This window comes from Ruthenibacterium lactatiformans (assembly GCF_000949455.1).
In the GTDB taxonomy this organism is placed as follows: domain Bacteria; phylum Bacillota; class Clostridia; order Oscillospirales; family Ruminococcaceae; genus Ruthenibacterium; species Ruthenibacterium lactatiformans.
This window is the reverse complement of sequence record NZ_JXXK01000019.1, coordinates 21014-33496: the sequence shown is the minus strand read 5'-3', so window position 1 is coordinate 33496 and position 12483 is coordinate 21014. Positions and strand designations below refer to the sequence as shown.

Genomic DNA, 12483 nt, shown 5'->3' with positions numbered 1-12483 from the left:
AGCCGGACACGCTTCCGTTCCGGCTTTTATCTCTGACCGCGATTTCAGGAGAGTTCCCCACCAGCCAGCTCAACCGTCTCCCAGCCAGCCCTTACTATTTGGAGTCGGTCGTGACTGCGCTCAAAAAGAGCGGGCTGCTGCACACCTACTACCGGGACAGGCTCCGGGGCTATCGGTTGGGCGCCAGGGCCAAGTCCGTTCTGCTGGATGGATGGCCTGAGCGTTTTGCATCCTACCTTACGGGAGAGGCAGAGACCAACCGGCTCAAGAGCGAGACAACTCGCCGGCTCCGGCTCCATCGCCTTGCGGAAACCTATGTCACCATGGACAATGCCGGAGTGGGGATTTACCCGGATGAAAAGCCGAAGGTCTTTGCTCCGCAGGGCTTTAACGGCGAAGCGGTCATTTATCCCGCATTTTACAGCTCCCGCGAAGTCAAAGACATGGGGGTGGATACCACCCAGATCCGAAGTTCCCGGTTCGCGGGAGTGCTTCTGTCGCCTACCGGCATCTATGCCACCTACAACAGCGGCGCCGCCTTGATGAAATGGCGCTACAAGTCCGAGCTGCGGGTAAAAACGCTGCTCTGGAGCGTCCTGTGTCAACAGCGCCTTGCTGGGCAGTACCGTACTGAGAACGTGTACGGGCTTGTGCTGGGCGACAGCATGGAGCTTGGCTACCAGATCCTCACCAGCACCGGCGGAGCTAAACACGATTATTTCATGCTGGATGGCAGCTATGACCACTTTTATTTTCTGACCAATGACCATCAGGGGGAGGTGATACTGGCTTTACTGTGCGACCCTGTAAAAACTGCGGAACTTGACCGTATTCTGTCCCAGGGGCTTACTGTTGGAAATCCCGGCAGGGCCATAGAGCAGGATGCCGCAGAACCGGATGGCACGCCGGTGCTGTTTGGTTACTTCTGCGATTTGCCCAGGATCGTGCGCTTTAACACCTCCCTCGAACTGATGGAACGCCCCGGCACGCTGATCTGCTTCGATTTCCAGGCAGATGTGCTGCGCCGCTACTGCGGTGGCCGGGTGCGCCTGCAAACCATTGACTTCACAAAATTCGAGGGGAGGTTATTCCCATAAATAAGAAGAAACTCATTGTCGGCCTGATAGCTGTACCTTTGGCCATTCTCACTATTCTCTATGCCGGTGGCTTTTTGGCACAGTTATTGGGCAATTACGCAGCTTGGAAACAGGGCGGCGGCATCCCTGGAGACGGAACTTCTCCGGAGATGGCGTCGCCCGATTTTTTTACCTGCCTGACATCCGTGCTCCATCCGCCCTATGGGGTGTACGGGGCGCTGATCTGCATTGGCCTGCTGGCAATTTTGCTGCTCATGGTCATGCGTATGGGCTACAGCGATACCGGCGAATACGACGCCGACCGGAATTTTATCTATTCGGCCAAAGGCACCTACGGAACTTCCGGCTGGATGAGCCGCAAGGAAATGGCCGGCGTGCTGGACCTGGTTCCTGACCTGCGCAAGCATAAAGGCGTTGTGCTGGGGATGTTGGACGGCAAAGCGGTCTGTATTCCCGAAGAGCCCCGTATCAACGGCAATTTGGCCGTGTACGGCTCCAGCGGCAGCATGAAGACCCGTTCGTTTTGTATGAACCGCATCCTTCAGGCAGTGGTGCGCGGAGAGTCACTCATTATCTCGGACCCGAAATCGGAATTGTACGAGAAGTCAAGCGAGTATCTCAGAGATCAGGGGTACTGTGTCAAAATTTTCAATTTAGTCTCACCTGAAAATTCGGACAGTTGGAACTGCCTTTCCGAAGTGGAGGGGCAGGAACTGCTGGCGCAGATATTTGTAGATGTCATTATCAAAAATACGACGAACAACGGGAAGGGTGACCACTTCTGGGACAGCTGCGAAATGAATCTGCTGAAAGCCCTGGTCCTCTATGTGGATCAGAGCTATGCGGAGCAGAACCGCAACATCGGCGAGGTGTACCGCCTGCTGACTTTGAGCGGGGAGTCTGATTTGGACAGCCTTTTCGAGAACCTGCCTCCCACGCATCCGGCAAAAGCGCCGTACAGCCTGTACAAGCAGGCCAGCGACACAGTGAGAAGCGGCGTCATCATCGGCCTTGGCTCCCGGCTGCAGGTATTCCAATCAGAACTCATTAAGAAGATCACGACCCGGGATGAAATTGACCTGGAACTGCCCGGTCAAGAGCGGTGCGCCTATTTTCTCGTCACCAGCGACCAGGACAGCACCTTTGACTTTCTGGCAAGCCTGTTCCTATCGTTCTGCTTCATCAAACTCGTGCGATATGCAGATAAGAACTGTGAAGGCGGCAAGCTGCCGGTGCCTGTTCATATCCTGGGTGAAGAATTGACGGCCTGCGGCACTATTCCGGATCTCTCCCGCCGGCTGAGCGTCATCCGCTCAAGGAATATCTCCATGAGCTGTGTGTTCCAAAATTTGGCGGGCCTGCAAAACCGCTATCCGCTCAACCTTTGGCAAGAGATACTGGGCAACTGCGATGCGCAGCTGTTTTTGGGCTGCACCGACGAGCTGACAGCGGAGTTTATTTCTTCGCGCACGGGCCTGGCTTCTGTGTCAGTATCCAGCAAATCGAAACAGCTTGGTACTTGGCGCATCTCCAACTACACACCGGAATACCGGGAGACCTCCGGCGTCGGTAAGCGTCCCGTCCTCACTCCGGATGAAGTCCTGCGGCTGCCTATCACCCAGGCGCTGGTCATCATTCGTGGGCAAAAAGTCCTCAAGGTAGACAAAATGGACTACTCCAAACACCCGGAGGCGTCGAAGCTCCGTTCCTGCAAGGCATCCGCGCACATCCCCGACTGGCAGAGAGCAGCGCAGGAAACCCCGCCTTCTGCTACATCGTCCACCTCGCAGGCTCCCACTCCCAAGAAGCCTGTGAAGAAAAAGCCGAAAGCTGCCACTACTTCGTCCGGCGCCAAAAAGGCCGCAGCGTCTCCTGTTGGAGATACCCCTGATGGCATTATCACGACAGACAAGGACTCGATCCTTTCTTAAATATCAAGATATAGGAGGTTTTTCATTTTATGGCAACCAAGAAAAAAGTATTGCAGGAACAGGAGATCCCTGTTCCCGAAAACGCTGTCCCCATGGACGGTACCGTTTCTTCCGATGACATCCTGGCCGATGCGGCGGCTCCGCCTGACAGCGACGATCTGAATGCGCTGCTGGCCTCTATGGATCAGGCTGATGACGACACCTCTATGGGCCAGTCTGACGGTGGCGCCACTTCGGAAGGTTCTGATCCTCTCCCTGAGTTTTCGGAAACGGAGGAGCCTGACGAAGCTGCCAGCGAAGATGGCAGCGAGGATGGCGGCGCTGCCGCCGGCACTCCTTCTGATTTGGATGAGCCTGCCGAACCGGTGGCCGGGGAGGACGGTGACGGCGAGGGGGAAACTTCTGCCGATTTGTCTGCGGAAAGTGCAGATGACACCCCTGCGGAGACCGCTTCTGAAGATGCCGGGGAACCGGCTCCCCCCAAACCCAAACGGTCCCCTCGCCGCAAAAAGGCCGCGCCTGCAGAAGACGCGGCTCCTGCGGAGGATGAAGCCTTTGCGGAGGAGCCGGTCACCGAAGATGAGAACGAGGTTTCCCTCGCTCCCTCCGAAGATATGGTGTCCCCTGGTGAAGATGTGTTTCCCGCATCAGCAGATGAGGCACATCAGGAAGGCTCTACGGCGGAGGATACTCCTGCTGCTCCCCGGCGGGCCGCCGCGATTCGCCGCAGCGAACCCTCCATTTTGACCATTCGCAGCCGTGAAGAGGTGGAAACGCAGGAAGACCGGGAGGATGTCATTTGGCATGAGATCCACAACGCCTACCGCACCCGCCGCATCCTCACAGGGCAGCTGGGCGGCATCGAGCAGCTGGACAACCGCAAAACCGTGGCCGTAGTGGATTACAAGGGATTCCGCATCATCATCCCCCTCAAGGAGATGATGATCAACCTTGGCCGCAGTCCTTCCGGTCAGGAGTACGCTGATTTGATGCTGCGCCAGAACAAGATTTTGGGGAATATGCTGGGCGCGGACATCGACTTTGTGGTGCGCGGCATCGACTCCAAGACCCGCAGCGTAGTCGCCAGCCGCCGTGAGGCCATGATGCGGAAGCGACAGACCTTCTATTTTGATCTGGATTCCGAGGGCAAGTACCGCATTTACGAGGGGCGCATCGTTCAGGCCCGCGTCATTGCGGTAGCGGAGAAGGTCGTTCGTGTAGAGGTGTTCGGCGTCGAGACGTCGATTCTGGCCCGCGATTTGGCATGGGACTGGATCGGCGACGCCCATGAGCGTTTCTCCGTAGGCGACGAAGTGCTGGTCCGCATCCTCGGTGTGCGGCGCAACAGTTTGGAGGATCTTGGCATCCGTGCCGACATCAAAAGCACATCGGAGAACACGGACCGGGACAACCTGCAGAAATGCCGTATCCAGGGCAAATACGCCGGGAAAGTGACCGATGTACACAAGGGCGTGGTCTATGTCCGGCTTGCCAATGGTGTCAACGCGGTGGCCCACTCCTGCTATGACTACCGGACGCCCGGGAAAAAGGATGATGTATCCTTTGCCGTCACCCATTTGGATGTGGAGCGGGGCATCGCCTTGGGCATCATCACGCGGATCATCCGGCAGAATCTGTGATAGTATAATATAAAACCCCCGCTCCAGTATCGCACTCGGTTGTGTGTCTTACTGGAGCGGGGTTTTAAAATGAAATCATATAGCCCGCAGCATTGCGCAAGATTCAAAATATAGTTGTAGTGGCACAGGCCATTAAAAATATTTCGTAAAATAGATAAATTCAGTTTACCAAAGCTATATTAGCTTTATGGAAGTCAACAGCTGTTGCCTTTGGAGTAGGATTACTGGGAGAGGTATTCGCAATCGTAGACGCCGGATTGCCAATCGTAATCGTAGTCAGCAGGAATTTCGACCTTATTGTTGTCCCACGGCTCAAAGTTTTGGTACTCTTGATAGTATGGGAAAACAATATTGGTGCTGTAGAAGTATTCCAGTTTAACTTTTCCGTTGCTACTGTTTTCAATAGCATCATTCAAATCCCAAGTTTCGAGGTTTTGGAATACAAACAATGTAGCGGCAACAGACGTACCAATGAGAAATGCCACGGCGGACTCAGGAACAGAAAGAGCTGCTGCAATTTTTGCAGCGACCGATTTTGTGATAAGGCTTACACCTTGTCCAATCAGTTCATCTACAAGGAAGGTAACGAAAGTAGGGCTGTTCATACCCTTTTGATAAAATTCTACTTGTTTATTTCCCATATAAATGACTTTTGTAAAGATTACATTGGAAATCGGGCTTAGGCTGCCAGTATAGTCCAGTGTTAGAGTGCCGCCGGAATAGCTTGTGATGGTTGTCGCAGCAGCAAGAGGAGTGCTTTCCAAAATGGCGTGATAGCTTTTCATTAAGGCATCGACTTCACGCATGGTAGTTGCGTTCGCAATTTTTGAGGTAATATTTTGAAGCTGCTGAATTTCGTCATTGTTCAGACCGAGGTCTGCCAATTCTTGATTATAGGTTTCCAGATCGGCAGCAGAAAAAGAAATTTCGGTAGCAGGTGATTCGGCTGCAAAGGCACTAAAGGGCATAAGATTGAAGCATAGGATAGCAGCCATAAAGGCTGATATGAGTTTGCTGGTTTTCTTCATGGTATGTAGCCTCCTTCATACTTTTTGAAAATGAGTAGATATAGGGAGTATTCCAATGAAAAGGAATAGGCACAGTAAAAGAAAGAGTGTAACGACAAAAATTGTATAGGCAAGTGGCTTTGAGGATAGTGTATTAGTCAAAAAATTTAGATATTTTGTGAAAATATACATTTCACTGGCAAAGAATAGAATGAATATTGGGTGATGCTGAAAGGAAAAAATAGCACACCCAAGAATGTATTGAACAACTAAAAAAACGATTGTATTTATTGACAGAGTTATCCATTTAGAAAAGAAATTTTTATTCATTCAATCTTGCCTCCTTTCACCTTTCTTAGACTATGTAATAAACCATTGGAACCATCTCCCTTAGACGGAAATAGGTGAGAAAACTACTGCTCAATTTCCTGGCCCATCGGAATCACCTCTTTCTTGTAAAATCCGTAATTCAAGCATACTAAATCACAGAAGGTCATTGAAGACTTGTATTTTAACAAGTGGTTTCCTTCATTTGCTTATATCTTTTAAACGAATGAAAATGGTCATTTTGGACAGTTACCTGAAAATCTTTTGAATTATTTTTGCGGATGCCTATAACACGCTTGATCCCACACCTGGGGGGGCTACCACCTTGCCAACAGCGGGGGGCTATTTCTTATTAGATATTTTTACAGCATCGCCTTGGGCATCATCACGCGGATTGTCCGGCAGAACCTGTGATAGTATAACGTAAAGCCCCCGCTCCAGCGGCACTTACCTATGCCTTACTGGAGCGGGGGCTTTGTTATTTTAGGTCCGCTCATCTATTTACTTAGTTCATTGCGCTTCAAGCTAACTACACATCCGTCAGAGTCATACTCAAGGATTATCTGGTAAAAAATTTTTGTAGTGTCCAAATCTTGAAATATACTTCGTTATTAAGTATAGGGGATAAGTTTAAGGGAATATAGTCATCCTGACCTATCGTAGATAGCGTTTCCGTTAATCTGGTAGAGCTGAAGTGGACGCAGCTACCGCAGTTGGTGGATCAGGGACAGCCCAAGAGCAGGTGAAACCCTTTTAGGAGAACGTAGTAATAAAACGTATGAAATGAAAAACAATCGCACCGCTTTGCTATAATCCGGATTGAATATGACGAGGGCTGGTACCTGCTTGGATTACTGAAGTATTAAGAAGCTGCTTTAGTTCAAGGAAAAGAGGGGGATTTTTCTATGACGAAAAAAATCTTTTTGAAATTGGCTATTGTGAGTATTTTGGTCTTTGTATTGATTTGGGCTATTTCCGTGGTTTGTAGTGAAAACAAAAACTGCGCTACTATTGAACTAAGGCAGCAGTATCTTAATGAACTGGTTAATTTAAGAGATGTGAATATTGATACTGAAATTAAAATCGATGATTATATTATTAGTGGATACACTGGTGCAAACGGCATGTATGGAATGGCTGTTTTTGAGCCGATAGGCAGTGGTGAATACAAGTTTCAAAGTAATGCAAATAAGGACGGGAGCGAAAGTCTTATTTCAACGGTTTCCATTCATGGTGTGAATTATAATTTGTTTTGGATAAATAAGGGAAATTTAGATTTTGCTCAGGTCACTTACTCTACATCTGATGGGATCGAGGAATACAAACTTGACATAGAAAACAATGAGATTTTGTATATGCAGGCGCCAGATAAGCAATATGAAGTGTCAGTGGTATTTGTAGCCCAAAGTGGAGAACAATATCGCTAAAAAAGGGGCTGTTGCCCCTTTGCAACAGCCCCTTTTTTAGCTTTATCGGTCGTTCACCCAGATCTGAATAACACCAGTAGACTGGTTAATGCTCTGGGCAACATTGACGGTTGCATCCACAGTATGGCTCAGTTCGACAACAAAATCCCCATGGCTATTAGTGGCACGGATACCCGGCTTGGTAGTAAATTCGGGTTCGTTGCCGAAATTGTCGATGAAAGCCCAGCGACCATATTCGCCGCTCATGCTACTTAGGTTCTCAACGCTAAATCCGTCGATGTTAAATGTGTAAGAAAAGCTCGGCACACCAGCTCCATCAAGACCAACTGTAATATCCCCGCCAGAAGTGGACTCGGATGGGCCGTAAGCAATAAGATGCTCATTAGGCTGGTCAACGCTCAGTCTGGTGTACTGATTATTCAAACGCATAGCGTCCACTTTTTCCAGCTGGGAGAAAGTCGTAACATCCCAAACGGAACATGCCACGCCGTCAACCGTCGAATTACTCGATTTTCTGTCGCAGGTCACAGCTGTGGTGAGGGATGCCATGGTCTTTCCGTTTGCAGGAAAGGTCCATTGATAATGCTTGATTGTGGACATTGGGGAAACTGACGGAAGCTCAGAAAGGGAAAGTTCGCTTTCATAGTCAGCAACTATATCTGACAACTGGGCTTCACTCATGGAACCCCCAGAGGTAAAATGAGCAGTTTCGATGATCTTTCCATCCACAGGAATGTAGGTTACGGCAACCAGACTATTCCCGTCGTTCTTGCCCTCAGCGAAATAGTCAGAGATCATCAAGTTGCCGTTGTTGTGGATAATCACTTTATCGTTAGAGTTGCTAAGTGTAGCAGGCGTAGCGGATCTCTGGGAGAAAGAACTTTGGACGATTTCTTGGTACCCATCGAAAGTGCCGTCAGCTGCTTGTTCTTCGGCGGCAAAAGCGGTAGTGCACATGGTAAAAACCATAGCAAGTGAGAGAATCGCAGACAGCATCTTTTTCATAATGGAACTCCTTTCCTACATCTGATTTCGGGAATAATAATTTTTCTTAAACCTACCGAGCATCCTATTTTCACCTTGCTTTTTAGTTTGTGGGCCAAGCCCATAGTATTGTATAGACTTTGCCCATATTGAATTAAACCATTTCAAGTTCACCTCCACTCCGTTTGTCACCGTTGCTTTGTCATCAAAGCCTAGGGCCCAATTTGCTTATTTGTATGTTTTTTCAATAGAAAAGCGTGGTAGCGTCTCGCCCGCAAGAGTAACATCAACTGTTAATTGATAGGTTTGTCCTCTTGATACCGTTGCTGTGCCACTGAAGGCAAGATCCCCAACAGAAGATTCCTCCCAAGTTTTGATACACCGACTTCCTTGCCACAATTTTATTACCGCATCAATGTCATCAGTCATTTGCTCTGCGTAAATATATACCGTACAGGTGGCGGTTGTTCCGCTAAAAGAAATTCCGGGGACAATCGGTGCTACTCGTGGTGAAGCAGCATAGGCAGTGGAGGAAAATATCATGAGAAAGACAACTAGGATTGGAAGAATTCGTTTTTTCACAGAGATGACCTCCTTCATTCGTTTATACCCTGTAAACGAATGAAGGAGGTCATTTTGGACAGCTGCTTAGAAATTTTTTTGATTATTTTTTTGGATGCCTTCGGCCACTTTTATTATTGTGTCTTTAGGCAAAGATGCCGTAATGCAAAAGCACATATTTTCTTCCTCTGATACCCAAACCAACCCATTAGGAGATGTTTCCTGGCTGGCTTGATAAAAGTCTGCGTTTATGTTTCCAATTTGAACTGATTGTACCTCTGTGTAGTCCGCCGCCATAAACAAACTTGTGGCATCATTTCCTTCCAAATAGGAAAAAAGTATGCGCTGCCCAGAATCATTAGCATAAGTGAGATATGTGCTATTACTAAGGTCCTGTTCTTTTTGGAAAGAAAAACCTTCAGGCAGCCATGTTAGCTCATACTCTACAATAGTGTTTTCTTGCGGCGCTTCGCCAATAAATCTGTACTCAACAAATGCCGCGTACTGCTCTCGCACCCATGCGAAAAAAGCAGCTCTCGCTTCTGCATCCACTGTCAGCCATGTGCCGCTGGCGAGAGCTACCGTAAGCACAAAGCAGGCTGCATATTTGGGCAGTTTATAGATTACAGGGTGTTTTGCTTTGCGAAAGGTGCGGCGCATCTTTTTTTGAAACGATGGGGAAAACTCATGCTCACATTCTGCTGGAGCGGGGAGCGAATCCCGAATTGCCTGATCCGCTTCAGCCGCCGCCTTTTTCAGCATTTCCTCGCTTATCACAGGATTCCCGCCTCCTCACATAGTTTTTTCAATTTGTTTTTGGCTCGTTGATCCAGTTTAATTGCAGCCGACAACGACAGTCCCTGCATCTGTGCAATTTCCCTGACAGTGTACCCATGATGATAGCGCAGCAAAATCATTTCACGATACCTGGCGGGCAATTTCAAGATACATTTTGTCAAATCGTTGTCCCCTTCATAATGAGCATTTGTGCCTTGAATTTCCTCGATCAGTTCAACAGAGGGGTGCTTTTGCAATCTTCTGTACTGATCTATTGCTTGGTGTTCAACTATTGTAACGACATAGCTATGCGTTTTTGGACACACCGGATCATCAATTTTTTTAATGTTTTCTGCTATTTTTACGAAAGCCTGATGCACAGCGTCCTCTGCATCCTGCTCGTTATGTAAAATTTCGTAGGCCACATGATACATCAGGCCACGGTACTCCAGATAGATCTGTTCAAACAGTGACTTCTCTTCTGGAGTTTCAAGCATCTGCAAATAAATCAACATTATGCGAACCTCCAGTCATTATCTTTGCTATTGTATCATGCGGCATGGGCTTCCAACAAGTGGGGAAATTACACTTTTAGAGTAAATCCAAGAACATTTCTATTGTTCCGACGAGGACATATCACTTGAATCAAAATAATGTGTCATTGTCAAAGAAACGGGAATCGTCAGCCACTCTGATTCAACATACCCATCAGATCTAAGCTCGACGCATAAATGCCATTTCAACCCCCTCTGTCTTTGATTTTATTTTTTGTTTGCGTTGATTTTTCACAAAATACGGGGTATAATATATAAAAACGCTGAATTAGGAGGTTGTTTATGCTGATTCAATTTAGTGTAGAGAACTATCTGTCTATCAAAGATAAAGTTGTCTTATCCTTGCTGTCCAGCAGGGACAATGAGCATCCAGAGCATCTCATCGTAGATGGAAGCAAAAGCTATCTGAAATCCGCTGTTATTTATGGGGCCAATGCTTCTGGGAAATCCAATGTCTTGAACGCATTCTGGTTTATGGTAAACTATGTGCTGACCTCACATAACCAGCAGCTTCATAAAACGATTGCGCGTTCACCGTTTAAGTTCGATTCGGAAACGCCTGCTCGCCCCAGCAGCTTTGAGGTCATCTTTACTACAGAAGGCGTTCGATATGCGTATGGCTTTTCTGTAACAGATAAGGCTGTCACAGAGGAATACCTATACTACTATCCCAACGGCAGACAGGCGATTATTTTTGAGCGGAAAAACATCAAGGATTTTCGTTTTACGGTCGATATTGATGAGCAAAACACACTCAAAGAGCGCACTTCGGCAAACAAGCTTTACTTGTCAGTCGCCTCAAACTGGAGTTACGCCAAAGTGATCCCTGTCCTGGAGTGGTTTGCTTCCTGTCAGATCATCACGAAGAATTCCGTTGCGGATGCCTATGGAATCGAAGCAGAGCAGCTGAAAGACGATGACTACCGGCGTGTGATCGCATCTATGCTGCGTGTTGCGGATCTGGGGATACAGGCGCTCCAAATGCGTGATTCAGACATTGCTCCCTCTCAACGCGGTGACATTTTGGCAAATATTGATGCCATTCACACGGTACAGGATACCAACGGAAACGCCTGCTCCTATGCTTTGAATATGGCAGAGGAATCTGACGGCACCAACAGTTATTTCAAACTGATTGGTGTTGTGAAAAAGGCTTTAGACCAGGGAACGCTTCTTGTGGCTGATGAAATGGACGCACACCTCCATCCTCTTCTGACCAAGCATCTGGTATCTCTTTTCGACAGCACAGAATTTAATCCAAAAGGTGCTCAGTTGATCTTCACATCACACAGCACCAATCTTCTTGATTTGGATTTTTTGAGAAGGGATCAGATTTGGTTTACAGAAAAAGATGATCAGACAGCAGCCACGGATTTGTTCTCCCTTTACGATTTTTCCATTCGCAAGGATACCAAAGTAGAAAAGGGATATTTGATCGGCCGTTTTGGTGCAATTCCTTTTATCAAGGGAGGGCTATAAAATGGCACGAGGACAGATCGAAAAACGTGGACAACGGCGCAGGAAATTAAAACCTGTCATCCTGATTGTGACGGAGGGCTCTCAAACCGAACCAAAGTATTTTGAGCATTATCGCAGCCGCCAGACCAACATTGATATTCGTGTGGTCGGCAGCCACGCCAAAGGGGGCGAAACCGATTACCTCGCCCTGATTCGGAAAGCCGTGGAATACCAAAGCAAAAACCAGCTTTCTGCATCCAATGGCGATGCTGTATGGGTCGTTGCAGACGGTGATGTGAACTATAATATCCCTGATCCTATCGCTGCCAAAGATAAATTGCTCTCCAAAGCACTGAAAATGGCCGATGCGAAGGGCATTCATATCGCCCTCTCTAATCCTTGTTTTGAATTTTGGTATCTGCTTCACTTTCAGTACACCACAAAATTTTTCAAAGACTATCCCGCAGTGAAGAATGCCTTGATCGCTTACCTCCCGGATTATGAGAAAACCGGCGATGTGTATCCACAGCTGTCTGAGCGTACAGCCGATGCGCTCCAGAACGCCAAGCGTGTAGAGCAATATCATCTTCAAAATGGAAACAATAAGCCATTTGGAATAGCTGTCAATCCATTCACCGACATTTATCAACTGGTAGAATCGCTGCTGTGAATTGGCACAGGATTGCCCCTACATTGGCACGGTCCTGCCCTTGAGCCGTA

At 48.0% G+C, this 12483-nt stretch carries 11 protein-coding genes; 6 read left to right on the top strand and 5 right to left on the bottom strand.

Annotated features, from left to right (window positions below):
• Positions 1–110: 110 nt before the first annotated feature.
• From TQ39_RS12735 to TQ39_RS12725, 3 genes are read left to right on the top strand one after another with little or no spacing between them, the layout of a single operon-like run.
• Positions 111–1097 carry a hypothetical protein gene (locus TQ39_RS12735; RefSeq protein ID WP_242853496.1) on the top strand — a complete coding sequence of 329 codons (987 nt, stop codon included), beginning with the start codon at positions 111–113 and terminating at the stop codon, positions 1095–1097.
• 14 nt (positions 1098–1111) lie between these two features.
• Positions 1112–3028: a VirD4-like conjugal transfer protein, CD1115 family gene (locus TQ39_RS12730; RefSeq protein WP_420865189.1), complete on the top strand. Its 1917-nt coding sequence runs from the start codon at positions 1112–1114 to the stop codon at positions 3026–3028.
• A gap of 29 nt (positions 3029–3057) precedes the next feature.
• A complete protein-coding gene (locus TQ39_RS12725) occupies positions 3058–4668 on the top strand; it encodes a S1 RNA-binding domain-containing protein (RefSeq protein WP_050005790.1) in 1611 nt (536 codons plus the stop codon).
• Between the two features lie 221 nt (positions 4669–4889).
• Here TQ39_RS12725 and TQ39_RS12720 read toward each other — a convergent pair whose 3' ends face one another.
• Entirely contained in the window at positions 4890–5696 is an 807-nt protein-coding gene (locus TQ39_RS12720) for a hypothetical protein (protein ID WP_050005789.1), read from the bottom strand.
• A 1211-nt stretch (positions 5697–6907) separates the two neighbouring features.
• Between TQ39_RS12720 and TQ39_RS12710 the strand changes: the two genes are divergently transcribed.
• Entirely contained in the window at positions 6908–7429 is a 522-nt protein-coding gene (locus TQ39_RS12710) for a hypothetical protein (RefSeq protein ID WP_050005787.1), read from the top strand.
• Positions 7430–7471: 42 nt separating this feature from the next.
• Here the strand turns inward: TQ39_RS12710 and TQ39_RS12705 are convergent, their stop codons facing one another.
• The 4 genes from TQ39_RS12705 to TQ39_RS12695 form a co-directional block, all read right to left on the bottom strand.
• Entirely contained in the window at positions 7472–8434 is a 963-nt protein-coding gene (locus TQ39_RS12705) for a hypothetical protein (protein ID WP_050005786.1), read from the bottom strand.
• A gap of 207 nt (positions 8435–8641) precedes the next feature.
• The gene (locus TQ39_RS20920; RefSeq protein ID WP_156146299.1) at positions 8642–8995 is read right to left on the bottom strand and encodes a hypothetical protein; all 354 of its coding nucleotides are present in this window, start codon (positions 8993–8995) and stop codon (positions 8642–8644) included.
• A 66-nt stretch (positions 8996–9061) separates the two neighbouring features.
• A complete protein-coding gene (locus TQ39_RS12700) occupies positions 9062–9751 on the bottom strand; it encodes a DUF4367 domain-containing protein (protein WP_050005785.1) in 690 nt (229 codons plus the stop codon).
• Positions 9748–10266: an RNA polymerase sigma factor gene (locus TQ39_RS12695; protein ID WP_050005784.1), complete on the bottom strand. Its 519-nt coding sequence runs from the start codon at positions 10264–10266 to the stop codon at positions 9748–9750. The genes TQ39_RS12700 and TQ39_RS12695 overlap by 4 nt, the downstream gene beginning before the upstream one ends.
• Before the next feature lie 321 nt (positions 10267–10587).
• Here TQ39_RS12695 and TQ39_RS12690 point away from each other — a divergent pair, with 321 nt between their 5' ends.
• On the top strand, positions 10588–11784 hold the full coding sequence (locus tag TQ39_RS12690) for an AAA family ATPase (RefSeq protein ID WP_050005783.1): 1197 nt from the start codon (positions 10588–10590) through the stop codon (positions 11782–11784).
• Between the two features lies 1 nt (position 11785).
• Positions 11786–12433 (top strand): RloB family protein, encoded by a 648-nt coding sequence (locus TQ39_RS12685; protein ID WP_050005782.1) that lies wholly within the window; start codon positions 11786–11788, stop codon positions 12431–12433.
• The last annotated feature ends 50 nt before the right edge of the window (positions 12434–12483 follow it).

Bases quoted from the DNA above. Each gene is read 5' to 3' on its own strand.
- TQ39_RS12725 (WP_050005790.1), top strand. From the start codon at position 3,058: ATGGCAACCAAGAAAAAAGTATTGCAGGAACAGGAGATCCCTGTTCCC.
- TQ39_RS12720 (WP_050005789.1), bottom strand. From the start codon at position 5,696: ATGAAGAAAACCAGCAAACTCATATCAGCCTTTATGGCTGCTATCCTA.
- TQ39_RS12710 (WP_050005787.1), top strand. From the start codon at position 6,908: ATGACGAAAAAAATCTTTTTGAAATTGGCTATTGTGAGTATTTTGGTC.
- TQ39_RS12705 (WP_050005786.1), bottom strand. From the start codon at position 8,434: ATGAAAAAGATGCTGTCTGCGATTCTCTCACTTGCTATGGTTTTTACC.
- TQ39_RS12695 (WP_050005784.1), bottom strand. From the start codon at position 10,266: ATGTTGATTTATTTGCAGATGCTTGAAACTCCAGAAGAGAAGTCACTG.
- TQ39_RS12690 (WP_050005783.1), top strand. From the start codon at position 10,588: ATGCTGATTCAATTTAGTGTAGAGAACTATCTGTCTATCAAAGATAAA.
- TQ39_RS12685 (WP_050005782.1), top strand. From the start codon at position 11,786: ATGGCACGAGGACAGATCGAAAAACGTGGACAACGGCGCAGGAAATTA.